This is a genomic window from Aeromicrobium sp., assembly GCF_049587115.1.
Taxonomy (GTDB): Bacteria; Actinomycetota; Actinomycetes; order Propionibacteriales; family Nocardioidaceae; genus Aeromicrobium.
This window is the reverse complement of sequence record NZ_JBAVDI010000120.1, coordinates 19,338-43,377: the sequence shown is the minus strand read 5'-3', so window position 1 is coordinate 43,377 and position 24,040 is coordinate 19,338. Positions and strand designations below refer to the sequence as shown.

25 protein-coding genes are annotated in these 24,040 nt (G+C 67.0%); 8 read left to right on the top strand and 17 right to left on the bottom strand.

Annotation, left to right across the window (positions count from 1 at the left end):
• Positions 1–107 precede the first annotated feature (107 nt).
• The 3 genes from WB461_RS11090 to WB461_RS11080 all read right to left on the bottom strand — a co-directional run bounded on the left by WB461_RS11090 (position 108) and on the right by WB461_RS11080 (position 3,465).
• A complete protein-coding gene (locus WB461_RS11090; protein WP_423852792.1) occupies positions 108–965 on the bottom strand; it encodes a type II secretion system F family protein in 858 nt (285 codons plus the stop codon).
• Positions 953–2,191 (bottom strand): CpaF family protein, encoded by a 1,239-nt coding sequence (locus WB461_RS11085; RefSeq protein WP_423852791.1) that lies wholly within the window; start codon positions 2,189–2,191, stop codon positions 953–955. The genes WB461_RS11090 and WB461_RS11085 overlap by 13 nt, the downstream gene beginning before the upstream one ends.
• A gap of 224 nt (positions 2,192–2,415) precedes the next feature.
• Complete coding sequence (locus WB461_RS11080) at positions 2,416–3,465, bottom strand: helix-turn-helix transcriptional regulator (protein ID WP_423852790.1); 1,050 nt, start codon at positions 3,463–3,465, stop codon at positions 2,416–2,418.
• A gap of 103 nt (positions 3,466–3,568) precedes the next feature.
• Between WB461_RS11080 and WB461_RS11075 the strand changes: the two genes are divergently transcribed.
• The 5 genes from WB461_RS11075 (at position 3,569) to WB461_RS11055 (ending at position 6,594) form a co-directional block, all read left to right on the top strand.
• Positions 3,569–3,865: a hypothetical protein gene (locus WB461_RS11075; RefSeq protein ID WP_423852789.1), complete on the top strand. Its 297-nt coding sequence runs from the start codon at positions 3,569–3,571 to the stop codon at positions 3,863–3,865.
• 50 nt (positions 3,866–3,915) lie between these two features.
• Positions 3,916–4,434, top strand: a complete 519-nt coding sequence (locus WB461_RS11070; protein WP_423852788.1) for a DinB family protein — start codon at positions 3,916–3,918, stop codon at positions 4,432–4,434.
• A 133-nt stretch (positions 4,435–4,567) separates the two neighbouring features.
• Complete coding sequence (locus tag WB461_RS11065; protein ID WP_423852787.1) at positions 4,568–5,110, top strand: hypothetical protein; 543 nt, start codon at positions 4,568–4,570, stop codon at positions 5,108–5,110.
• Between the two features lie 199 nt (positions 5,111–5,309).
• Positions 5,310–6,065 carry a PspA/IM30 family protein gene (locus WB461_RS11060; RefSeq protein ID WP_423852786.1) on the top strand — a complete coding sequence of 252 codons (756 nt, stop codon included), beginning with the start codon at positions 5,310–5,312 and terminating at the stop codon, positions 6,063–6,065.
• A gap of 43 nt (positions 6,066–6,108) precedes the next feature.
• On the top strand, positions 6,109–6,594 hold the full coding sequence (locus WB461_RS11055; RefSeq protein WP_423852785.1) for a DUF2505 domain-containing protein: 486 nt from the start codon (positions 6,109–6,111) through the stop codon (positions 6,592–6,594).
• Positions 6,595–6,607: 13 nt separating this feature from the next.
• Here WB461_RS11055 and WB461_RS11050 read toward each other — a convergent pair whose 3' ends face one another.
• From WB461_RS11050 to WB461_RS11035, 4 genes are read right to left on the bottom strand one after another with little or no spacing between them, the layout of a single operon-like run.
• Complete coding sequence (locus tag WB461_RS11050; RefSeq protein WP_423852784.1) at positions 6,608–6,919, bottom strand: hypothetical protein; 312 nt, start codon at positions 6,917–6,919, stop codon at positions 6,608–6,610.
• Entirely contained in the window at positions 6,916–8,322 is a 1,407-nt protein-coding gene (locus WB461_RS11045; protein WP_423852783.1) for a WS/DGAT/MGAT family O-acyltransferase, read from the bottom strand. The genes WB461_RS11050 and WB461_RS11045 overlap by 4 nt, the downstream gene beginning before the upstream one ends.
• Before the next feature lie 40 nt (positions 8,323–8,362).
• A complete protein-coding gene (locus WB461_RS11040; RefSeq protein ID WP_423852782.1) occupies positions 8,363–9,499 on the bottom strand; it encodes an AAA family ATPase in 1,137 nt (378 codons plus the stop codon).
• A complete protein-coding gene (locus WB461_RS11035) occupies positions 9,499–10,161 on the bottom strand; it encodes a hypothetical protein (protein ID WP_423852781.1) in 663 nt (220 codons plus the stop codon). The genes WB461_RS11040 and WB461_RS11035 overlap by 1 nt, the downstream gene beginning before the upstream one ends.
• A gap of 107 nt (positions 10,162–10,268) precedes the next feature.
• Between WB461_RS11035 and WB461_RS11030 the strand changes: the two genes are divergently transcribed.
• The gene (locus WB461_RS11030) at positions 10,269–10,508 is read left to right on the top strand and encodes a helix-turn-helix domain-containing protein (RefSeq protein WP_423852780.1); all 240 of its coding nucleotides are present in this window, start codon (positions 10,269–10,271) and stop codon (positions 10,506–10,508) included.
• On the opposite strand, the gene WB461_RS11025 is transcribed toward WB461_RS11030, so the two are convergent.
• Positions 10,492–10,995: a hypothetical protein gene (locus WB461_RS11025; RefSeq protein ID WP_423852779.1), complete on the bottom strand. Its 504-nt coding sequence runs from the start codon at positions 10,993–10,995 to the stop codon at positions 10,492–10,494. The genes WB461_RS11030 and WB461_RS11025 overlap by 17 nt on opposite strands.
• Before the next feature lie 146 nt (positions 10,996–11,141).
• Between WB461_RS11025 and WB461_RS11020 the strand changes: the two genes are divergently transcribed.
• A complete protein-coding gene (locus WB461_RS11020; RefSeq protein WP_423852778.1) occupies positions 11,142–11,729 on the top strand; it encodes a hypothetical protein in 588 nt (195 codons plus the stop codon).
• The gene (locus WB461_RS11015; RefSeq protein ID WP_423852777.1) at positions 11,726–12,211 is read left to right on the top strand and encodes an Rv3235 family protein; all 486 of its coding nucleotides are present in this window, start codon (positions 11,726–11,728) and stop codon (positions 12,209–12,211) included. Before WB461_RS11020 ends, WB461_RS11015 begins: the two co-directional genes overlap by 4 nt.
• Before the next feature lie 15 nt (positions 12,212–12,226).
• Here the strand turns inward: WB461_RS11015 and secA are convergent, their stop codons facing one another.
• The 9 genes from secA to ahcY form a co-directional block, all read right to left on the bottom strand.
• Complete coding sequence (gene secA / locus WB461_RS11010) at positions 12,227–14,953, bottom strand: preprotein translocase subunit SecA (RefSeq protein ID WP_423852776.1); 2,727 nt, start codon at positions 14,951–14,953, stop codon at positions 12,227–12,229.
• 51 nt (positions 14,954–15,004) lie between these two features.
• The gene (locus WB461_RS11005; RefSeq protein WP_423852775.1) at positions 15,005–16,234 is read right to left on the bottom strand and encodes a winged helix-turn-helix domain-containing protein; all 1,230 of its coding nucleotides are present in this window, start codon (positions 16,232–16,234) and stop codon (positions 15,005–15,007) included.
• Positions 16,235–16,252: 18 nt separating this feature from the next.
• Positions 16,253–16,915: a response regulator gene (locus tag WB461_RS11000; protein WP_423852774.1), complete on the bottom strand. Its 663-nt coding sequence runs from the start codon at positions 16,913–16,915 to the stop codon at positions 16,253–16,255.
• A gap of 42 nt (positions 16,916–16,957) precedes the next feature.
• Positions 16,958–17,584, bottom strand: a complete 627-nt coding sequence (hpf, locus tag WB461_RS10995; protein WP_423852773.1) for a ribosome hibernation-promoting factor, HPF/YfiA family — start codon at positions 17,582–17,584, stop codon at positions 16,958–16,960.
• A 104-nt stretch (positions 17,585–17,688) separates the two neighbouring features.
• Positions 17,689–18,387: a ComF family protein gene (locus tag WB461_RS10990; protein WP_423852772.1), complete on the bottom strand. Its 699-nt coding sequence runs from the start codon at positions 18,385–18,387 to the stop codon at positions 17,689–17,691.
• Positions 18,388–18,445: 58 nt separating this feature from the next.
• Complete coding sequence (locus WB461_RS10985; RefSeq protein ID WP_423852771.1) at positions 18,446–20,206, bottom strand: LpqB family beta-propeller domain-containing protein; 1,761 nt, start codon at positions 20,204–20,206, stop codon at positions 18,446–18,448.
• The gene (mtrB, locus tag WB461_RS10980) at positions 20,203–21,723 is read right to left on the bottom strand and encodes an MtrAB system histidine kinase MtrB (protein ID WP_423852770.1); all 1,521 of its coding nucleotides are present in this window, start codon (positions 21,721–21,723) and stop codon (positions 20,203–20,205) included. Before mtrB ends, WB461_RS10985 begins: the two co-directional genes overlap by 4 nt.
• A gap of 34 nt (positions 21,724–21,757) precedes the next feature.
• Positions 21,758–22,456, bottom strand: a complete 699-nt coding sequence (gene mtrA, locus WB461_RS10975) for an MtrAB system response regulator MtrA (protein WP_423852769.1) — start codon at positions 22,454–22,456, stop codon at positions 21,758–21,760.
• Positions 22,457–22,559: 103 nt separating this feature from the next.
• Complete coding sequence (ahcY, locus tag WB461_RS10970; RefSeq protein WP_423852768.1) at positions 22,560–23,987, bottom strand: adenosylhomocysteinase; 1,428 nt, start codon at positions 23,985–23,987, stop codon at positions 22,560–22,562.
• Positions 23,988–24,040: the final 53 nt, after the last annotated feature.

The window sequence follows — 24,040 nt, the reverse complement described above, 5'->3', positions numbered from 1 at the left end:
GACATACGGCACCACCCTCTGCTCCAGCGTCGGCCGCCGCGTCCGCGCCCATCCCGAGATCACCAACAGCAGGCCCAGCGAGGACAGCAGGCCGATCATCGCCCCGGTCATGCCAGAATCCGCTTCTCGGCGGGCAGTCGTCCGATCCGCATCATCAACCGATACGCGACGACACAGAGCACCGCGCCAGAGGTGAGGACGACGACTCCCGCGGGTTGCGCGAAGCGATGGACGACTTCCGGCTGGAGGCACATGAACAGCACCACGATCCACGGTGCCGCGACCGCAAGTCGTGCGCCGTTGACGGTCCAGGACTGGCGTGACTCGAGTTCACCTCGGGTGCGTAGGTCTTCGCGTAGAAATCCGGACAGCGATCGCAGCACTCGACCCAGGTCGCCTCCGCCGACCTCCCGCGCGATACGAAGGGCCTCGACGACGCGATCACCGATCGGATCGGCGAGTCTCGCCTTCAGCAGGTCGAGCGAGGCGTTGAACCGTCCCGAGGCTTGGTAGTCACGGCCGAACTGGGCGAACGACTCCTGCAGTCCCTCGGGCCCACGGTCGCCCAGCTGCATCAGTGCCTCCGGGAGCGACAGACCAGCACGTACCGCCGAGGCGAGATTGTCGACCGCGTCCGGCCACAAGGCAGCGTGCTCGCGCGCTCTGCGTCCGGCCCGCCCTTGCAGCACCGCGATCGGCGAGGCGCCAGCCAGCAGACCAAGGACAATCCCCATCACGACGACGCCGGAGACCGCCGCGAGCAGCAACCCTGCCACCACGAATGCCGTCGAACAGAGCGCCACCATCTGCGAGGGTGATACTCCCTCTGCCCCGGCGCGGGCCAACAGAGCCGCGAGTCGTCCGGCCTGTTTGGTGGGGCGCACCGAACATCTGGCTGGCCGGCTGAACGCCAAGCCGATCAACACCAGACCGCCACCGGTCATCAGGCCGATCAAGGCGCCCATCGGCCAGCCCCCAGCACATCGTCGAGGTCTATCCCAACCTCTGCGTAGGCCTCATGTCGAAGTGGCCTGCCGTGAGCGCGCTCGAGCTGGCCCCCTCTGCGGACAAAAATCGGTTCGCACTCGATCACATCGTTTTCGACGCGGCCCGTCACAGCCACGACTTCCCGCACTGCGCGGGAGCCGTCCGCCGCCATCGCCGTGTGAACGACCAGATCGACCGACGTCGCCACGGTAGGCACCACGAATCGCGAGCCGATGTTGTCACCGGCCAGCAGCGGCAGTGTGCACAGCTTGACCAAGGCTTGGCGCGCCGAGTTTGCGTGGATGCTGGCCATGCCTGGGAGGCCGGCGTTCAACGCCAACAGCATGTCGAGGCATTCAGCAGCGCGGACCTCGCCGATGATGACCCTCGACGGTCGCATCCGCAGCGCCTCCTTGACCAGATCACGTAAGGAAACTTCACCCGTGCCTTCCAGACCGGCCTGGCGAGTCTGCATCGCGACCCAGTCCGGATGGCCGCACTGCAACTCAAAGACCTCCTCCACCGACACCAACCGTTGGGAGCCCGGGATCGAGGCTGCGAGGCAGTTCAACAACGTCGTCTTGCCTGCCTGGGTGCCGCCCGAGACGACGATGTTGAGTCCGGCGACGACGCTTGCGTGCAGGAAGGCTGTGCCTTGCCTGTCCAGCGTGCCGAGCGTGACCAGGTCGTCGAGCGAGTGGGCGCGCGCTACAAATTTGCGAATGTTCACGGCGGCAAATCCGCGCGAGATCCCGTCCAGCACGACGTGCAACCGGTGTCCGCCGGGGAGCATCGCGTCGACGAACGGCTGACTGATGTCCAGTCGACGACCCGATGAGCTCAGCATCCGCTCGACCAGCTCGCGGACCTGCTCGGAGGTGAGGATGAGAGATGTGAGCTCGTGCCGACCGTCACGGGCGATGAACACCCGCGACGGGTCGTTGATCCAGATTTCCTCGACCGAGTCGTCATCGAGAAGGGCCTGCAGCGGTCCGAACCCAGACACCTCGGCAACGATCTGACCGATCACGAGCTCCGGCTCGTCGAGTGATCTGACTGCGCCGGTCAGGCTGCTGGACTCGTGCGCCGAGACGACGTCGAGCGCCGCCCGGCGCACCGAGTCTGCGTCCGTGCGCGGATCGATGCGGCGCTGACGAACCAGCTCACGCACACGATCAGACAGGACTGATGTCTGAGATTCCATCCCCCGATGGACCTTCCCTCCGAAAGCACTTCATTCGATAGTGCCGAACCTCGAAGGATTTGTGAAGGCGTCTCGGCAATGGATGTGGATGCCGTCAGCGTGTCTGGAACAAGATGGCCACCGCCTGCAGGGCGCGGGCCACAGCACGTCGGGTCGGATCAGATGAACATCGGCTGCGCTCAGGCGATCTTCTTGACGAAGTCGCTGCCAGTGAGCTGCGGAAGTCATCCACCCCCCGTTGCCGCCAGAAGCTCCCGCCGACTCGAGGTCGAGGTCTTCAAGAAGATCGACTTCATATGGTCCTGCACCGTGTGCTCACTGATCGTCATCCGGTGCGCCGCAGTCCTCGTGTCCGCGCCCTCGGCCAGGCGATCCAACAGCTCGTTCTCACGAGCGGTCAGTCCGTGGGACCGGGAGAAGACATCGCGGCGTTCGGCTGGCGAGCTCATCTCCATGGTCACCACGATGTCTCGCTCGGCGCGCTCGGTCCCGGCGAGCCGGTCCGCGCGCAGGGTCAGCCATGCGCCGTCACCGAGGTGCACGCGAGCCTGGGCGGGGTGCGCGTCGACCCCGGACTCGATCGCCAAGAGCTGTGCCGCCACGTTGTACGCGCTCGCAGGGACCGGCCCCCGTCCCGACTCAGGAGGGACGAGCGAGGCAAGCCAGTCCTGGGTCTGCGGCGTCTGCGCGCGAACCTCAAGCGTGGGCGACAGCACCAAGGCACCAGGACGGTGTAGTTGCTGCGAGGCGTTGCCGCGGACGAAGGCTGCGGCCTGGACACGCCGCAACAGATGAGTGATCGCATGACCCGCCCCCGCGAGCGCCGCCACCTCATCGTCGTCGAACCGAGTGGTGCGCCACAGGTCGAGAAAGCCCCAGCAGCCGAAGCGATCTGCGTAGACGCCGGAGAACACGTCGTGAATGCCGAGCCCAGACAGATGCTCCCGCCAGAGCAGACTCGCCTCCGGTCGGCCGTTCGTCACCTGCTGCAGGGTCGCGCAACCGCGGGAAGGAAGCCCGGTCCATCGGTTGGTCGAGGTCAGATACTTCAGCCGGATCAGTGCAGGCAGCGAGGCTAGATCCGGCACGTCGGCCACGGGAGAGCACCCCACGGTGCTGCTCGGATCAGTGAGCAAGAACGCGTAGGCATCGAACGGCACGAACCGCTCGATGGCTCCGAGGACCTGCGCGCGCATCGCTCGATCGTCCGCGCCCGCCGCGACGATGCGCTCGACGGCCGCCGCGAGACGTGCTGCGCGGACAGGACGTGTCACCACATCAGCGTACGCCTGACGCACCCCCCAGATTTCGGGGATGGTGAATGCCCTGGGTGCTGTCTAGCGTCGAGCTATACCACCACCACCACCGGGAGCAATCATGGCCACACTTCTCATCGAGCACTCCATCAGTGACTTCGACACCTGGCGCGAAGCCTACGGGCGATTTGCCGAGCGACGCAGGGCGAGCGGCGTACTTCACGAGCGAATCCTCCAGCCGATCGACGATCCGCACTACGTCCTTGTCGACCTCGAGTTTGCAACCCGCGATGCCGCACGCACCTTCCTGACGTTCCTCCAGACGCAGGTGTGGTCGACACCAGCCAACTCGCCCGCTCTCGTCGGCGGACCTCAGGCGCGCATCGCCGACGACGCACCCATCGATCCGGCCGATTGACGAGTTCCACCCGCGGCGCTCCCGAGCGCTGCGCGTGGAACGATCCCTGCATGACCTGGATCTCTCCCACCCCTACCCATTCCGGCGGACCACTGGCCGGCCCCGACCGCCCGATGCTTGAGGCCGAGCTGGCCCACCAGCGCTCGACCATGCTCAACATCTGCGCCGGACTGACTGCCGAGCAGCTCGCCGAACGACCGATCCCGTCGACCAACTTGACGCTCCTCGGGCTGGTGCGACACATGGCCAAGGTCGAGCGAGTCTGGTTCCGCAAGCGAGCTGCTGGCGAGGACGTCGAGAACCTCCACAACCTGGAGGCGCGCGAGGACACCGACTTCGGCGTGATCGACCCCGCGGACGCCGAGCGCGCAGTCGACCAGCTGATCGAGGAGCAGGCGCTGGCCGCCGCTGCCGTGCACGAGCTCGACTTCGATCTGATGGTCGACGACGGGCACGGACATCGTCTCTCGCTGCGCCGGGTCCACCTGCACATGATCTCCGAATATGCCCGGCACAACGGTCACGCCGACCTGCTGCGCCAAGCGGTGGATGGGACGGTCGCCAGATGATTGTGACCGACCAGTAACTTCGCCTCTGCCCCGATCGTTGTGACGTGCAACATATTTCGACGTAGAGGAGCGCCCGACCTTCCAACAGGTCGTCGACTACCGCGCGCATCGGGCGCGGTGATCTACTGAGCGCATGAAACGGACCCTGGCTGCGGCCATCACGCTCCTGCTGATGGCCGCCGGGTGCGGCTCGGGGCCGTCGGACTCGAAGCAGGACACGCCCGCAACGGTGTCGACGACGACGGCTGCGGCGCCCGCTCCGGAACCAACGGGCACGACCACCACCGTGCCGGACGTGGTCGACTACGGCGACGACGAGGTCACCGTGGCGCAGCCAGACGACACGGCCCGGCTCACCGGGGCACCCGATGACTTCACCGCGTTCATCCGGCGCGAGCTGGCCCGCCAGCGGGCCAGCAAGGACGATGTCTGCACTGAGGAGCCCGAGATCCATGTCGCTCGGGTCGACCCGAGCGGATGGGCGGCCGGCGGCACGTTCATCCCGCAGTGCGGCGGCAATGCCGTGCTCTGGGCCAAGGTCGCCGGGACCTGGAAGGAGGTCTGGGCCGGTCAGACCCTGCCCGACTGCGCGACCCTGAAGAAGTATCGGTTCCCGGCTGCAATCGCGCAGAAGACCTGCACGCAGGGCGACGAGGAGATCCCGTTCGTCCCGTAGTGGCCTCGATCCGCGGTGGACGTCGCGACCGGCTGCAGCGTCGCTGTTCGAGACCGTCTCGCTGTGACAGCCCTTCGGGTGGGCGGACCGGACCCTGTTGTCTCGGGCTCGGAGATGCAGCAAGATCAACATGTGGCGCCACCGGCGCCGACGGGCGGCAGCACATCGGCCCGCCAGCACCTGACAGAGAGTGACGACCATGGCTCAGAAACAGTCCATCCTGGGGCGCATCGGCCAGCTGACCCGCGCCAACCTCAACGCCCTGCTCGACAAGGCCGAGGACCCGGAGAAGATGCTGGACCAGCTCGTCCGCGACTACACCAGCTCGATCGCCGAGGCCGAGCAGGCGGTCGCCCAGACGATCGGTAACTTGCGCCTCGCCGAGGCTGACCACGCCGAGGACGTCACCGCTGCCAAGGAGTGGGGCGACAAGGCGCTGCGCGCGTCGCAGAAGGCCGACTCACTGCGTACCTCGGGCCAAGCCGCTGAAGCGGACAAGTTCGACAACCTCGCCAAGATCGCGCTGGGCAAGCAGATCAGCTTCGAGAACGAAGCCACCACCGAGGCCCCGCAAATCGCCTCGCAGGGCGAGGTCGTCGAGAAGCTCAAGGTCGGACTGATCGGCATGAACGCCAAGCTTCGCGAGCTGCAGTCCAAGCGTGACCAGCTCGTGGCGCGCGCCAAGACCGCCGACGCCCAGGCCAAGGTGCAGGACGCGGTCCGCTCCATCGACATCCTGGACCCCACCAGCGAGGTCTCCAGGTTCGAGGACAAGGTGCGCCGGGTCGAGGCCCAGGTCGCGGGTCAGTCCGAGCTCGCCGCGTCGAGCCTCGACGCTCAGTTCGAGGAGCTGGAGGGCGACAGCACCGCGGCCGAGGTGGAGGCACGCCTCTCGGAGCTGAAGGGAATCGGCACCGGATCGGCGACCGCCCAGATCGATCCTGCCGCAGAATGACCGATCTTCTGCAAGACCCAGCGATCTACACAAGGATGTTCAGATGAAGCTCACAGAACAACACAGCTATTCAGGCGCCGACGTCGAGGCGGTCTACGCCCTGATCACCGACCAGGCATTCCGCACCGAGTCCTGCGAGAAGCAAGGTGCACACGAGTTCGAAGTCTCAGTCGAGCAGGTGGGCGAGGGCGCCACGGTGACCGTCATCCGCACGCAGGACGCCGACATGCCGGACTTCGTCAAGAAGCTCACCGGCAGCACCGTCAAGATCAAGCAGACCGAGGTCTGGGCCGGCCCGGACAGCGACGGCAACCGCACCGCCGATGTCAAGGTCAGCATCATCGGGCAGCCAGCTGAGATGACCGGCAAGGCGAAGCTGTTCCCCGGGTCCAAGGGCACCGAGTTCACCCTCGACGGCAACGTCAAGGTGTCGATCCCGTTCATCGGCAAGAAGATCGAACCCGAGGTCGCCAAAGCGATCCGTGCATCGTTGCGCGAAGAGGTCGAGTACGGCCAGACCAAGCTCTAAGCGGACGGCTTCATCACGGCGACGTCGTGCTCCGGCCCCGCAGGGTGTGGAGCACGGCGTCGACCTCCTGCGTCGCGAACCACGCAAGATCGCCCGTGTCGTCGACAGCGGTGTGGAACGAAGCAATGTCGGCCAGGGTCACGGGAGCATCCGGATCGTCGAGCTCAGCGGCGGCCACGACCGGACCGTGCTCGGAGGCCTCCTCCAGCGCGGCGAGCTCGTCCTCCTCGTCCTCGGACGCGGCGATGAATGCTGGCGGGGACACCGGGTTCCCTCCCGCGAGGGCTACGAGCTCGGAGTCGCCGAGCGCCAGATAGACCCTCATGGCTTCTTGGCGGGCCGCTGCCGCCCGCGGGGCGCGCGGGACCCGCGCCCGTCCACCGTCTCGACCAGCTCGGTCAGGGCATCCTCGATGCACTGGGCCAGGACGTCGACGTCCGGGACGGCCTCGCGGTCGGCAACGATGCCGAAGAACACCTTGCTGTTGTAGGACGTCACACCGATCGACACGGCCCGGCGGCCGCTCAGAGGAATGCAGGGGTAGACCTCACTGACGACCTCACCGGCCATGTAGACCGGATCCTGCGGGCCGGGGACATTGGTGATGACGATCTGGTGGCCGCGGCCGGCTTCGGCGTCTGCGACCCGGGCGCCGACCGCGTGGAAGGTGGACGTGGCGAAGCCCGGCAGGTTGGCGAGCTTGTTGGCAGCCACCGCCGAGCCGGTCTCACGGTGGTCCTTCAACGCATACGAGACCTGGTGGAGACGAACGACCGGATTCGATTCTCCCACCGGCAGCGACAGCAGATGGCCGCGAACCTTGGAGCCCAGCGAGGTCGGCAGACCGTCGTCGGCCACCACCGACATCGGCACCATCGCGCGAAAGCTCGTCTTGGCGGAGACCGGCTCGGCTCGGGTGAGCATCCATCCGCGGATGCCGCCGGCGATCACGGCCAGGATGACGTCGTTGACGGTGCCGCCATGCTCCTCGCGCACCCGCCGGAAGTCGTCCAGGCGGGCCGCCAGCGAGGCGAACCGCCGGTGACGTGAAAGCTCGGTCGACAGCACGCCGTGGGCGGCCTGCCCCTCCGAGCCGATGACCGGCAGGCGCCGAGCGAGCCTGCCCAGGTTGAGCTCGGCGACCCTGAGCGCCTCGCCGGGGTGTCGGATGTTCCGGTTGAGCGTCCCGGCCACCAGCTCGGCGGCATTCGGCTCTGAGCGGGGATTCCACTCCGCGTGCGGGATGTCCCGGTCGTGCGCGGTCTCCTCGAGCAGGACCTGCGCGAGATCGACGGTCTCAGACCCGTCCACCAAGGCCTGGTGGGCCTTGAACAGCAGCGCCACCCGCCCCTTGGACAGCCCCTCGATCAGATAGAGCTCCCACAGAGGGCGGTCGAGATCGAGCCGGCGAGCGATCAACCGTCCGACGAGCTCGTGCAAGGCGCCGGTCGTGCCGGGTCGCGGCAGGGCCGAACGCCGGACGTGCAGCGAGATGTCGAAGTCCTCATCGTCGAGCCACACCGGTGTGCCGAGCGATCCGGGCACCGTGCGCGGCACCTGCCGGTAGCGGGGCACCAGGTCGATGCGCTCGTTGATGACGTGGATCAGCCGGTCGTACTCCAGCGGATTCTCCCCGGGCTCGAGAATCGCCAGTGAGGCGATCTGGCGGGGAACGGTCGGAGTGTCCTGCTGCAGGAACATCGCGTCCAGGGGGCTCAACCGTTGCATTACTCTCCTCAGGACGTTTGGGAACGAAGTTACCACCGGGTCATCGAACCGACGGGGCGAGGACCGACGTGCGCGCCGCCTGCGACACCAAACCCTGCGTCAGGACCTCGATCCGTGCCACGAACGGCGACGACGGCGCGACTTCACGCGGGCTCCGCCCACTCACCGCAGCGAGGTCGAGTGCCGGCTGGTCGTGCGGCAGATGCACGACTGGGGCGATGCCGGTCAGGCGGTGCAGCGTCGAATTGATGTCACGCTCACCCCACGCCAGCGATGCGCGCGCCTGGTTGAGCACGACGGTGGGGACCTGGCCGGGAAACGTCTCGACAAGATCATGCAGGCCGCGGACCAGGCGCGCGAGACCGACCGGATCGGGCTGGCCGACCACCACGACGACATCCGCCTCATCCAGCACCTGCAACGTCGTCTGGTTGCGGTCGCCCGGCTCGAGGCAGAAGCCGCAGTCAGCCACGAGCAGACCGGACTCTGCGCGGAGTCGCTCAAGGACCAGCTCGAGCGCTCCGGTCCGCACCTGCGGCCACATGTCGGCTCGCGGCAGGCCGGTCAGCAGCCGCAGCCGCTCGCCAATCACCAGGAGCTGCTCCGTGACCTCCGCAGCACGACCGGTGTTGGCGGCACGGCAGGCAGCCACGAGCCCGCTCACGTCGTCGAGCACGGACAAGGACTGCCCGAGCGAGCCGCCGTACGTGTCCGCGTCGACCAGGATCGTGTCGACGTCCTGTGCTGCGGCAGAGGCCGCAATCGACAGCGCAACGGTGCTGCGCCCCGGCGATCCGGCCGGGCCCCACACCGCGAGAAGCGGCGTGCGTGGCTGGTTGTCGGCCGGAGCAGCACGGGACGAGACATCGCGGGCCAGCACGTCGAGTCGGCCCAACCGGGCAAATCGGTGGATGCCCAGCGCACGACTGTGCTCAGCTTCCGATTCGATCGCAACGACCCTGATGTTGTTTCGCTCGAGCCGATGAACTGTGTCCGCGTCCAGGCCGACGAGGTCTGCGGAGACCAACGCTGCTGTTGCCAGGTCAGTGCCGGCCACCGCGAGCAGATCCGCGACATCGACGCAGCGCCGCACCAGACGCAGCGAGTCTGAGGATTTGATCTCTCGAATCGCGGCGGCTTCCCATGACGACCCGCCCACGGCCAGCACGACATCCATCACGACACCCGCACGAGTGTCACGTGGCCGGCAGCGACCGTGCCGACCACCGAGCCCTCGAGCTGGGTCGCGGCCACGTTGACCAGAACGGTCCGCGCCAGCGAGCCGCCCCGTGCGGCCGAGTCTCCTCCTGACTCCGCGACGCGTACCGACGCGAGCACCCGCTTCGCGACGTGCCGCGGCTCTTCGTCGGGTCGCGGACCGACCCAGACGTCCACAAGATCTCCCCGGGCGAGGTCGGCCGGGGCTGCGCCCTCCGCGACGCTCAGTGGCAGCTGGCTGCGGGCAGCCCGGGACGCACGGACGACGGCGGACTTGTCGACCAGCGACCCCGCCTCGACTCGGTGGGCCCAGACCAGCTGGTCCAACGGCGCCTCGAACTCTTCGTCCACCCGTAGGTAGTTGCCATCGGTCGCGTCGGACAATCGCACGCTGGTCGCCCGCAACGCATCCCGATCGACCGGATCGCCAGGACGCACGGACGCGCTCATCGACCAGTACTGGACACTGTCGTCGCTGGCCGCGACCACCTTGGCACCAAGGATCGTCGCCCCCAGTACCAACAGCACCCCGACCAGCAGCCGCGGGTCCCGCCACGGTCGGATGCGCAGCCGCTGCGCCCTTGCCTTGCCCGACTCCCCGGGCCCCCGCCAGTTAGACATGACTCGGTTCTACCGACTCACGCCGGGTTAGTCCAGACCGGTCGAGGTTGTCCACAGCCGTGGCGACCCGAGGGTCTCCTGACACCGGCCCATGAGAAACTGATCTCATGCCACCTGCCACCCCTCGGTTCCTGACGCTGGCTGATGTCGCCGAGGTGCTCAACGTGACGGTGCGACAGGTGTACGCCTTGGTTCGCTCGGGCGACCTGCGGGGCATCCAGATCGGCGGCCGCGGTCAGTGGCGCATCGAGAACGAACAGCTTGAGGACTACATCTCTCGGCAGTACGCGCGCGCCGAGGCGCACGAGGACCACCACGCCGACGCGGACGTCACGTCCGACCGCTGACCACCGCAATCGAGCTGAACGGCACGATCTGGTCGCGACCGGACGGTACGCGAAGCTGGACGAAGTCGTGACCCACCACCCGCACCAAGCCATCACGTGCCGCGCCGTCGACCAGGTGCACCCGCACCTCCTCGCCCGCGCCGCGCAGCGCACGGAGCACGTGCCTCCAGCCGAGGGCAGACCGGACCACGCTCGGGGCCTCTGAGCGCCGTTCGGTCGAGAGGACGGTCAGGACCGCCGAGGCGCTCACGATGTGCTCGAACCCGTCGCCGCGCAGGTGGACCACGTGGTCATTGACCAGAATCACCTCGCCCTCGACTCGTTCGGCCCCTCGCACCGCGAGGGCGACACGTCCGCCGAGCATCCGCCGCCAGGGGGTTTCTGCCCAGGTCCCGTCACGGAGCTCGTCCGCAAAGGCATCCCGCTCCTCGAGCTCGATGTCGTGCGCCTGACCTTCTAGTTCGTCGAACAGCCGATCCCACCTCATGACGCGCACGATAGCTCAGCCGGGACTTGACGGCGCCAACCCACAGCCGCGCACCCAGCCCGTTGACACCCCGGGCCTACCGGTCTTGAATGTCATCAAACGTTGTCAAACGTGACTCAAAGTAGTATCGATCGGGGGATCGCATGGTGTCTCGCTCCGAGTGGGCCGTCACGTGCTTGGCGGTGGCGAGTCTCGCCGCGTGGGCACCAGACGTCGGGGATCTCGCGGCTGACGTAGGTGGCGCGAGCTTTCCCGCCGCGCTGCTCGCGATCGGCGGTCTCGTCCACCTCGTTCTCTCCGCATGGATCCTCCTACTGGTCGCCCTGTCTGCCGCCCGAGTTCCTCCCCCAGTGCTTCGCGCGGTGGCGCCTCGCCTGGTCCGTCAAGCTCTGCTCGCCGGCACCGTCAGCGCCTTGGCACTCGCGCCCGCTTCTGCCGAGCAAGGGTCAGCGCCCGCGCCGCAGCCGACGCACGACCTCTCCGGCCTCCGAGTGCCGGACCGTCCCGCGGTCATGCCTGGTGCGGGTCGGGGCGCCGAGCCCGTGACCGTTCACGCCGGCGACACCCTGTGGTCGATCGTCGCGCACTGGCTGCCGGCCGACGCCGGTCCGGCCCGGATCGCACTCGGATGCCGTCGCTGGCACGAGGTCAACCGCGAGGTCATCGGCCCGGATCCGAACCTGATCGTCCCCGCTCAACTACTCGTCCCGCCAGCAGGGAAGGAACCCACATGAAGAACGCGACTGCACTGCTCGCCCCCACCCGGCTCCCCACATTCGCCGAGCCCATCGAGCCGGCCAGCGGCCAGATCCCGTTGCCGTTCCCCGGATTGCAGCCTGTTCTGCCCGTCCCGGTCGAGCGTGGCGACGCCGGGCCATTGCGCAGGCGTGCGGCGCACTTCATGCAGGCGCTCGTCGAGGTGCTGTCCGGCGAGCGGGCCGTGCGGCAGATGGCGGCCTGGATGTCACCGGAGGTCTACGAACAGTTGACAATCCGCCTATCGGCGCACGCCCGAGTGCCCGCACGAGCCCGAGCGGGCGGCCAAGGCGTCCGCGTCGTCTCGGTGCACCTCTCGATGATCCATGACGAGGCCGCCGAGATCGCGGCACGCATGGTGCACCGCGACCGTTCCCGCGCGGTCGCCGTTCGTCTGGAGCTGCACTGCACACACCGCGGCGAGAAGGTGTGGCGCTGCACTGCCCTCACGTGGGGTTGATGACTCCCCCGCGCCTCAGCGGTTGTTCTTGCGGGACTTCCGCTGCTGCTTCGCCTTCTGACGGGCTCGGTTCTTGGTGTTGGCGGCGCGGCGGGCCTCCGACTCGACCGTGTCCTCGGCCACGGTCTCGCCGCGGACCTCCACCTCGCCGTCCTCGCTGGGTGCGGAGTACGACAGCGATTGCTGCTTCTTCTCGCCTCCCAGGCCCTTCGCGGTCAACTGTGGTTCGGACTCGGCCTCCGCCGTCTGGTCCACCTGGACATCAAGGTTGAACAAGAAGCCGACAGACTCCTCGGCGATGCCTTCCATCATGGCGTTGAACAAATCGAAGCCCTCGCGCTGGTACTCCACCAGCGGATCACGCTGCGAGTACGCCCGCAGACCGATGCCCTCCCGCAGGTAATCCATCTCGTACAGGTGCTCGCGCCACTTGCGGTCCAGCACGCTCAGCACGACGCGTCGCTCGAGCTCACGCATGACCTCCGAGCCCAGCTCCTCCTCGCGCCTGGCGTAGGCCGCCATGGAATCTTCCACCACCAAGGCCTGCAGCAGCTCGCGGGACAACCCCTCGCGGCCTCCGGCCTCGGCCTCGACGCCGTCGACCGTCAGACCGACGGGGTACAGAGTTCCCAGCGCGGTCCAGAGCTGCTCCAGCTCCCACTCCTCGGGGAAGCCCTCGGTCGCACCGCTGACGTATGCCGTCACGACGTCGCCGATCGTCGAGGTCACCCACTCGTGCATATCCTGACCTTCGAGCACCTGGCGGCGCTCGGCGTAGATCACCGAGCGTTGGGCGCTCATGACGTCGTCGTACTTCAGGATGTTCTTGCGGGTCTCGAAGTTCTGGGCCTCGACCTGCGACTGAGCCGAAGCGATGGCACCGGTGACGCGCTTGTTCTCGATCGGGACGTCATCGGGGATCTTCATGGTCTGCAGGACCCAGTTGACCCAGTCGGCCTTGAACAACCGCATCAAGTCGTCCTCCAGCGACAGGTAGAAGCGGGTCTCGCCCGGGTCACCCTGCCGACCGGAGCGACCGCGCAGCTGATTGTCGATGCGACGGGACTCGTGACGCTCGGTGCCGAGCACCATCAGTCCGCCCACGGCGGCGACCTCGTCGTGCTCGCTCGCGACCTGCGCCTCCATCTGCTTGAGCGTGTCTCCCCATGCAGCCTCGTAGGCCTCGGAGTCCTCCAGCGGGTCGAGGCCCTTGCGGCGCAGTGCCGCGTCGGCGAGGAACTCGACACTGCCGCCGAGCATGATGTCGGTGCCGCGCCCAGCCATGTTCGTCGCCACGGTGACAGCACCCTTGTGACCGGCCATCGCGACGATCGAGGCCTCCCGGTCGTGCTGCTTGGCGTTGAGCACCTCGTGCGGCACGCCACGCTTCTTGAGCTGCTTGGACAGGCGCTCACTCTTCTCGACACTCGTCGTGCCGACCAGGATCGGTTGTCCCGCGGTGTGGCGCTCGACGATGTCCTCGACCACGGCGTCGAATTTGGCCTGTTCTGTCCGGTAGACCAGATCGGGCTGGTCGATTCGCGCCACGACCCGGTTGGTCGGGATCGCGACGACGCCGAGCTTGTAGATCTTGTCGAACTCCGAGGCCTCGGTCAGGGCCGTACCGGTCATGCCGCTGAGCTTGTCGTAGAGCCGGAAATAGTTCTGCAGAGTGATCGTCGCGAGCGTCTGGTACTCCTCGCGAATGCGGACGCCTTCCTTGGCCTCGATGGCCTGGTGCAGACCCTCGTTGTAGCGGCGACCGTCCAGGATGCGTCCGGTGTGCTCGTCGACGATCAGGACCTCGCCCTCCATGACGACGTAGTCCTTGTCGTTCTTGAACAGCTCCTTGGCCTTGATCGCGTTGTTCAGGAAGCTGATCAGCGGTGTGTTGACCGCGTCGTAGAGGTTGTCGATGCCGAGCTGGTCCTCAACCCGGTCGATGCCCTCCTCGGTCACGGCGATGGTTCGCTTCTTCTCGTCGACCTCATAGTGATCATCGATCTTCATCGCACCGACGATCCGAGCGAACTCGCCGTACCACTTGACCTCTTCCTCCGTCGGCCCCGAGATGATCAATGGGGTGCGCGCCTCGTCGATCAGAATCGAGTCGACCTCGTCGACGACGGCGAAGTTGTGTCCGTGCTGCACGCACTCGGCGATGTCGTCAGCCATGTTGTCGCGCAGGTAGTCGAAGCCGAACTCGTTGTTGGTGCCGTACGTGATGTCGGCCGCGTAGGCCTCGCGGCGCTCGTTGGGCGTCATGCTCGGCAGGATCATGCCGACGCTCAGGCCCAGGAAGTGGTGCACGCGGCCCATCCACTCGGCGTGATAGCGGGCGAGGTAGTCGTTGACCGTGACGATGTGGACGCCCTTGCCCTCGAGCGCATTGAGGTACGCCGGCAGGGTCGACACCAACGTCTTGCCCTCCCCGGTCTTCATCTCCGCGATGTTGCCCAAGTGCAACGCAGCCCCGCCCATGATCTGCACGTCGAAGTGCCGCTGGCCCAGAACCCGCTGGGCCGCCTCGCGCACCGTGGCGAATGCTTCCGGCATCAGGTCGTCCACGGTGGCGCCGTCGGCCAACCGGGCCCGGAACTCGTCAGTCATCCCACGGAGCTCCTCGTCACTCATCGCGTGGAACTCGTCCTCGAGGGCATTGACCTGGTTGGCGATCGCCTGGAGCTGCTTGAGGACTTTGCCTTCGCCCATGCGAAGGATCTTGTCGATGACCTTGGGCACGAAAATGCACTTCCTGAATGACGGGGCTGCCGAAAAGTTTGGGGGGCCTGTTCAGTCTAGGTGACGGGCAAGTGACGCTGTGAGTTCCCCGGCCAGATCTCCCCGGCCTGGTCCGACGACCGTCGTCAGCCCGAGCCAGCGAGCCATCAGGCGCAGTTCCTGCGCCAGCTCGTCAGCCGTGTTCTGCGGTGCGTTCGGCTCCGCCCATGCGCCGTGCACCAGGAGCTGGCCGTCCTGCCGATCGGCTTTGAGGTCGACTCGGGCGACGAGTCGATCGCCCAGCAGGAACGGCAGGACGTAGTAACCGTGGACGCGTCGATGCGCCGGCACGTAGATCTCGATCCGATACCGGAAGTCGAACAGATGCTGGGTGCGGGTGCGTTCGAACACCAGCGGGTCGAATGGGCTCAGCAGAGCACGCGCTCTCACCGTCCGGGGGCAGACCGCGTCGCGGTGCAGATAGGCCGGACGCTTCCAGCCGGCGATCGTGGTCGGCAGCAGGTCGCCTGCCGCCACCAGCTCGTCGATCGCGATCCTGCTCGAGGCCGCATCCATGCGGAAGTAGTCACGCAGGCATTGCGCTGTCCCGACACCGAGCGCCCGGGCGGCGTGGCCCACGAGCACCCGGTGAGCCTCCTCGCTCCCCAGCGGTGAGGCATCCAGCTGCACGGGCGGAATGACCCGCTCCGGGAGGTCGTACACCCGCTCGAACGCTGCATTGCGCCGCACGGCGGTGACCTTTCCCTTGTAGAACAGGTACTCCAACGCCATCTTCACCTCGGACCAGTTCCACCCCCAGCTGTCCTTGTCTCGAGGTGCATCGTGCTCGATCTCGCGCGCTGTGAGCGGGCCACGTGCCCGCACCTCCTCCAGCACCCACGCGACGAGCTCGGGCTGCTCCTGGAAGATCTGCGCCATGCCGCCCCACATCCGGGCTCCGCTGTGCATGCGGAACTGGAGGGCCTGCCACAGGTTGACGTCGACCAGTGCCGCCTCGTGCGCCCAGTACTCGAAGAGCCGCCGCGGCCGCCGACCCGCCGCTCGGTGCAGGAGCTCGACGTCGTAAGCGCCGAGTCGGGAGTACAGGGGCATGTAGTGAGCGCGAGCCAGGACATTGACGGAGTCGATCTGGAAGAAGCCGAGTCGGTCGATGACCCGGCCGACGTGGCGCGCCGTCACGTCGCCCTCGACGCCAGGCCGCGGCCGGGTGAAGCCCTGCGCGGCAAGTGCGATTCGAGCGGCCTGGGCCCGGGTCAGCTCCCCAGACGGTGCGTGGGCCATGCGCCGCGAGCTCTCGGCTTACTGGAGGTCGTCGACGAGCTTGCTGCGGACGGCGTACATGGCCGCTTCCATCCGCGACTTCATCTGCAACTTCTCCAAGATGTTGCGGATGTGGTTCTTGACGGTGTTCTCGCTGATGAACAGCTCTTCGGCGATCTCGCGGTTGCTGCGGCCACGTGCGACGTGGCGCAGCACCCCCAGCTCACGTGGAGTGAGATTCGTGGTCGGCGCCGGGCTCTTGGACATCTGGACGAACTCGTCCAGCAGCTTGGTCGCCATGCTCGGACTGATCAACGACTGGCCTGACGCCACGAGACGGACTGCCTCGGCCACCTGCTCGTATGTCGAGCCATCCTTGAGCAGATAGCCCGACGCCCCGCTGCGGATCGACTCGTAGAGATCGGATTCATCATCGCTCGCGGTGAGCATGATAATTCCGGTCGTTGGCGAGATCTCCTTGATCGCGGCGCACACCTCGACGCCGCTGCGACCGGGCATCCGGACGTCGAGCAGGACGATGTCGAACGGGTGGTCCGCGACAAGCTCCAGCGCCTTCTCGCCGTCGTCGACCTCCTCGAGCTCGAGCGCGTCATCCGCGCTCAGCACCATCTTCACCCCGCGCCGGAAGAGCTCCTGGTCGTCGACGAGAAGGACCCGGATGCTGTCACCCCGATTAGTCACGCCCACGATCATGCCACGCGGAACGTCAAGACGCCTACCAACTCACTCGCTCACGTCGAGGTGGATCACGCCGTAGTCATAACCCCGGCGGAGGTACACGACGCTTGGACGCATCGAGTCCTTCTCGAGGAACAGATAGAAATCGTGACCCACCAGCTCCATCTCGTACATCGCCTGGTCGAGCGTCATGGGCGTCGCCTGATGGGTCTTTTCCCGCACGATCAGCGGGCTGTCGCCCTCCACTGCGATCGGTCCGGTCTGGCTCTCGGGCACATCATCGTCCGAGCCGTCAGCCGCCAGGTCAGCGACCGGGAGGTCAGCCGTCGCGGCCGCCAACGAGGTCGGTCCGCGCTGGCCGTGGTGGATGCGAGACCGGTCGACCGAACGCCGAAGCCGAGACTCGAGCTTGTCGATTGCCGCATCGAGGGCTGAGTGCTGATCGGTGGAGGATGCCTCGGCACGGACCGCCGGTCCACGCGAGCGCAACGTCATCTCGACCTTCGCCGCCGTGTCATGCTGGCGCGGATTCTTCTCGTGCGTGACCTCAACCTCGACCCGGCTGATCTTCTGCCTGGAGTCGTACTTCTCGAGCCGGAGGAGCTTGTCCTCGACGTGCTCACGGAACCGTTCGGAGATCTCGCTGTTGCGACCATTGACGACAATTTCCATGAGGACTCCCTTTGTTGTCGGTGTCGCGCTCGAGTTCAGCGCTGTCTTCACATACGAGTGACGTTAGACCGCGCTCCGATGTTCCGCCAGAGCAGGAGGCAAGTTCATGGCCGATCGTCAGGATTGCGAGGAGTCGCCGCTATCACCGCGATGCCGACCGGCCGGCGGCCCGCGTCGCTGAGCGCACGAACGGCCTCAGCGACTGTCGCGCCGGTCGTCAGGATGTCGTCGACAACCACGATGTCGCGAGCCGACAGCAGGCGGTCCGACCGCACGCGAAAGGCCCCGCGGAGATTGCTCGCGCGTTGCGCCGCATCGAGTCCGACCTGGTCCGCAGTGTCTCGCACCGGACGCAGGGCGCCGGCGACACGAATGTCCAGTCCGGTTTGGCGAAGTAGACGTGCTGCTGATCCGGCCAAGTCGCCGACCAGGTGACAACCACGCTCGCGGCGGCTCCTGCGCGATGTCGGCACCGGGACCAGCGTCACGGGTCGGGAGGAGCTCACGTGCGTCAGCACCGAAGCGGCCAACAAGTGGTCCAGCGGGGTGGTCAGACGAGTCGCGCCCCGCTCCTTCCAGTCCACGATCACGCGCCGCAGGACATGGGCGTGCGAGCCTGCCGCTACCGGCGGCACAGGCCGCTGGCCTCGCAGGACCGGCGGAGTCGGGACCGGCCAGACGATCTCGGGGTGCGGCCGGATCGCCTCGGCGCAGGGTCGGCACAGCGTGAGCGCCGGGCGTCCGCATCCCGCACACCGCGCCCCGAGCAACAGATCCACCGCGGGAATGATCAGCTCATGCACGACCCCAGCATCGGTGGCGCCGCGGCGCAGCACCACGCTCGGACGACCGGTTGTGGAGCTAACGACCGGAGGTCAGCGCTGTGACTCCATCCGTCGTAAGCAATCGCCACGACCCACCAGGTGTGAGGTGCCAGAGCCGGTCGCGCACGTCGGTCGCATAGCTGTCGGGCAGCTCACCACTGCCGATCGCAAGCGCCCGGGCATCGATGTCCGGCAGGAGCGCTCCCCCGCGGGCCACGCCACCGGTCGTCGATGACCCGTCGATCGCCGCGGTGTAGACCTGACTGCCGGCCTGGCTGGCGCCGAGAAACGTCAGGCGGGAGCCCGACGACCAGCTGACCGATCGCGGCTGCTCCACGGACGTGTGGACCCGGCCCGGGTCGCCAAGACCCAAGATCCGATCCTTCCCGTCCCGCAACACCCGCCCCACATAAATTCTGGATCCCTCCGGACCCGAGGCCGTCACGGCGTAGCGGGATCCGTTCGGAGAGGTCACGAAGCTCCGCACGACGAGCCCGGCGAGCCCACCGATGCCGAGGGTCCGGTAGCGGGAGCCGTTGACCAGTCTGACCCGAGTGCGCGCGCCGGGCCGGTCCACGAGCCACAGATTGCCGTCATCGTCCCAGCGCGGATCGATGAGCTGAACGCCGTCGAATGTCCGGGCTGCTCGGCCGTCCCGGTCCGTGACCCGCACTGCAGCTCGTCCGGCCAGCACCGCGGCGACGCCTTGCTCCGAAACTCCGATCGACACCGCCCCTCGTGCATCCTTGCCCCAGGCACCGCTCAATCGCTCGACCTTCTCGTCATCGATCTGCACGACCTTGCCGCCAACGACCCCATAGGTGTGGGTCCGCGCGATGCTAGGACCGTAGCCGCCCCACGAGTCGATGTCTTGAGCCGTGCTGCCCCCGGCGGGCAGGGGGCTGGCGTCGCCGACGATGCGGACCGCTGTCACGTCAGGCACCTGGCGCAGCGTCCAGATGATCTGGGCTGACAGATGATTCTGCTCGGAGTCGGACAGCGCCATGAGATTCCTGGCGAACTCGACATCGGCGATGCCATCATCCGACACCGGCACCGAAGGCCGCAGCACGTCAGCCCCGGGAACGTACGTTCGCTCGGCCCCGTCCCCCGTGGCGTCCGGCCCGCGCGCCAGGCTCGCCATCAATCCTGTCGCCAGCTGGTCCCCCACCGGGAGGTGGATCGGGTCCGGCACGAGCCGGCTGCCGGGGCGGTCGAAGTAGAAGATGTCGAACGGCCGGAAGTAGTCGTCGAAGAACTTCCGGTTGACCAGCAGGCCCGGCTGCGGATTGGCGATGCGCCACTGGCCGTCGACGCGTTCAAGTCGATAGGTGATCGTGGCCGGCTCGGCCGTGCGGGTGTAATGACCCTGGCGGTCCAGCCGAGCATCCTCCGCAATGCCGAGTCGAACGTCGACCGGCGACTGGCTGCTCCTGCGGGCGCCCGACTCGTTTCGCGCGGCCAGGGTCGGCGAGACCTCGGGGTTGCGGTAGATCCGCACCCGTGACGCCGAGCTCCACGATGCCGCACCCTCGGGCGTCAGGAAGGCCGCCGCCGTGCCAGTCGACACAGGGTAAGCGAGCATCGCGTCGAGGTAACCGCGGACGATCTGCTGCGGGGACGCTCCCGCCGCAGGTCGGGCCGGGGTGTAGCGCACGGTGCTTTCTCCGAAGCCGCGATCGTCGGCCACCTTGGTCACCGGTCCCGCCGTCGGGATGCCGGCACACGCTGAGACGACCAGGAGTGCCGCGATCCCTGCCACCAGCCGGGACGTCGCAGGGCGGACTACGTCGATCATGCGAACACCGAGACGATTGCGGGAAACTTCGCCGTGCCCTCGGGCTTGGGGATCGTCAGCACGAACTCACTGCCCTCCCCGGGGCGACCCCACGCGTGCAGCGTGCCGCCGTGAAGTGCGGCATCCTCCCGGGAGATGGCCAGGCCCAGACCGGTCCCGCCCTGCGTGCGGGCCGGATCGGCGCGCCAAAACCGATCGAACACACGGAGATTCTCGTCCCCCGCGAGCCCCACGCCGAAGTCGCGCACCGACAATGACACGCACCGGTCGTTCTGAGCGACTTCGATCTCGATCACTGGCGATCCGCTGTACTTCGCCGCGTTCGTCAGCAGGTTGCGAACGATCCGATCGATGCGACGGATGTCCGCCTCCACGACAGCGGCATGGTCCACCCCGACGAGCCGGATCTCGATGCCCCCGCGCGCCACGACCGGGTCGTCGGCGGCCTCCTTCGCGACCTGCGCGAGATCGATCCGGTCGAGCTCCAGATCGGCAGCACCCGCGTCGAAGCGGCTCAGGTCGAGCAGATCGGTCAGGAGCGACTCGAAGCGGTCCAGCTCTCCCTTCAGCAGCTCGGCCGAGCGCGCAGTCTGCGGATCGAAGCGGGTACGCGAGTCGTACAGCACGGCGCTGGCCATCTGCACCGTCGTGAGTGGGGTGCGCAGCTCGTGCGACACGTCCGAGACGAATCGTTGCTGCAGCCGCGAAAGGTTCTCGAGGCGGCGGATCTGGCTCTGCAGGCTCGCCGCCATCTGGTTGAACGATGAGCTCAGACGGGCAATGTCATCCTCGCCGTCGACGTGCATGCGCTGTTCGAGGTTGCCGCTCGCATACCGCTCGGCGATGCGCCGGGCCAGGCGTACCGGGTCGAGGACCTGCCGAGACACCAGCCAGGCGACACCGCCGACCATGAGGACCATGGCCAGTCCACCCAGCGTCAGTGCACGCCGAACCAGGTCGAGCGTCGCCTGCTGATCGTTCATCGAGAACAGGTAGTACATCGCGTACGTGTCCCCGGTGGCCGGGGCGCGCAGCTGGCTGCCGACGACGACCGACGGCTCGGGATCCGCCGCACCGAGCAAGGCCAGGTCGGAGTAGCGCCAGAATGTGCCGGCCTCGCTTCGGACCGCCTTGTTCAGGTCAGCCGGCAACGAGCCGGGTTCGATCGCGGCGGACGACCGCACCGGTACCTGGCCACGCTTCTTCGACAGCGGTCCTTCGAGCACCAGCTCGTACGTGCGCTTGGCCCCACGGGAGGTCGTCAGCGAGTCGACCATGCGGGTCAGCGTCTGCGACTGTGTCGCCGGCTCGGTCTCGACCGCGGCGTCAAGCTGCGTCTGGGCGTAGTCGAATCCGGACCGAGCTTCCGAGATCGCCGCGACCCGCCGACCGTCGGCCAGACCGGCCGCCACATCTCGCAGGAGCGCCCACCCGGTCAAGGAGATCACCAGTGCGCTGAGCACGATGGTGCTGGTGACGACCCGGGCCTGGATCGAGCGTCGCCAGATCCTGACCACGCTCCGCATCATCGGCTCCCGGGAGGTCGCGGGGTCATGGCGTCGGGGTGATCGCCTGATATCCGACGCCGCGCACGGTGCGAATGATCTGCGGATTCTCGGCATCGTCCTCGATCTTCGACCGGAGCCGAGTCATGTGGACGTTGACGAGCTTGGTGTCGCCGGGGTGGTGGTAGCCCCACACCTTCTGCAGGAGGGACTCACGGGTGAACACCTGCGAGGGGTCGCCCAGCAGACAGGCGAGCAGATCGAATTCCAGGGGGGTGAGCTCGAGCGGCTCGCCCTTGCGCGACACGGTGTGCCCGGCCGGATCGAGCACGATGTCACCGAACTCCAGCGGGTCGGCGAGCTGATCCGATCGCCGGAGCCGGGCGCGGATGCGGGCCACGAGCTCGGTGTTCTTGAACGGCTTGGTGAGGTAGTCGTCCGCCCCGGCCTCGAGGCCGGCCACCACGTCAGGGGTGTCCGACTTGGCGGTCAGCATGATGATCGGCACCGCTGACTTCTCCCGGATCTGACGGCACACGCTCATGCCGTCCAGGCCCGGGAGCATCAGGTCCAACAGCACGACGTCAGGCTTGAACTGGGTGAACGCTGCCATCACCCGGTCGCCCGAACGGCACACCGCAGCCGTCAGCCCTTCACCCTCGAGCACGATGGTGAGCATCTCGGCGAGCGAGGCGTCGTCGTCGACAACAAGGACCCGATCGCGTTTGGTGCGTCGATAGCTCACCGGCGGCACCCTTCCGTCGGGACAAACAGCAACCACCGCAGCGGGTCAGGCCCGGCTGCGGTGGTGCTGTTCGGTACGAGATTCATGCGGTGACGCTACCTGCTCAGTAGCGGTAGTGGTCCGACTTGTAGGGCCCGGCGACGTCCACTCCGAGGTAGGCGGCCTGCTCCTTGGTGAGCTCGGTGAGCTCGACGCCGAGGGCATCGAGGTGCAGACGAGCAACCTCCTCGTCGAGGTGCTTCGGCAGGACATGGACGCCCAGCTCGTACTGGTCGGCCTTGGTGAAGAGCTCGATCTGCGCGAGGACCTGGTTCGTGAACGAGTTGGACATCACGAACGAGGGGTGGCCCGTGGCATTGCCCAGGTTGAGCAGGCGACCCTCGGACAGCACGATGACCTTCTTGCCGTCCTCGAAGATCCACTGGTGAACCTGAGGCTTGATCTCGTCCTTGACGATGCCGGGGATCTTCGCAAGTCCGGCCATGTTGATCTCGTTGTCGAAGTGGCCGATGTTGCCGACGATCGCCTGGTGCTTCATCTTCTGGAAGTCCTCGACCGTGATGATGTCGAAGTTGCCGGTCGTGGTGATGAAGATGTCAGCGGTCTCGACGACCGACTCCAGTCGCTTGACCTCATAGCCGTCCATCGCGGCCTGCAGGGCGCAGATGGGATCGATCTCGGTCACGATGACGCGAGCGCCCTGGCCGCGCAGCGACTCCGCCGAGCCCTTGCCGACGTCGCCGTAGCCGCACACGACGGCGACCTTGCCACCGATCATGACGTCGGTCGCACGGTTCAGACCGTCGATCAGCGAGTGGCGGCAACCATACTTGTTGTCGAACTTGCTCTTGGTGACCGAGTCGTTGACGTTGATCGCCGGGAAGAGCAGCGTGCCCTCGCGGAACCGGTCGTACAAGCGAAGCACGCCGGTCGTGGTCTCCTCGGACACGCCCTTGATGTCCTTTGAGATGTTCGTCCAGTGCTGCGGCCGCGCCTCGACCGAACGGGCCAGCACGCGCAGAACCTCCTTGAACTCCTCGTTGTCGGTGCTGTCCTGGGACGGCACGACGCCGGTCTTCTCGAACTCGACACCGAGATGCAGCAGCATCGTGATGTCGCCACCATCGTCGAGGAGCACGTTGGGGCCGCCTTCGGCGAAGTCGAAGACCTTCTCGGCCTCATCCCAGTACTCGGCGAGCGACTCGCCCTTCCAAGCGAAGACGGGCGTGCCCTTGGGCTCCTCGACCGTTCCGTCCCGGCCGACGACGACCGCAGCCGCAGCGTGGTCCTGGGTCGAGAAGATGTTGCACGTCGCCCAGCGGACGTCTGCGCCGAGATCCACGAGGGTCTCGATCAGCACAGCGGTCTGAATCGTCATGTGCAGCGAGCCGGCGATGCGGGCGCCGGCGAGCGGCTTGCTCTTGCCGTAACGCTCGCGCATGGCCACCAGGCCCGGCATCTCGTGCTCGGCGAGGTCGATTTCTTTGCGACCATACTCCGCGAGGGACAGGTCTGCGACGTTGTAATCCATGCTCGTCAGTCTACCGGCGGCCATGAGATCGCACCGAACCGACTCGGAGAATC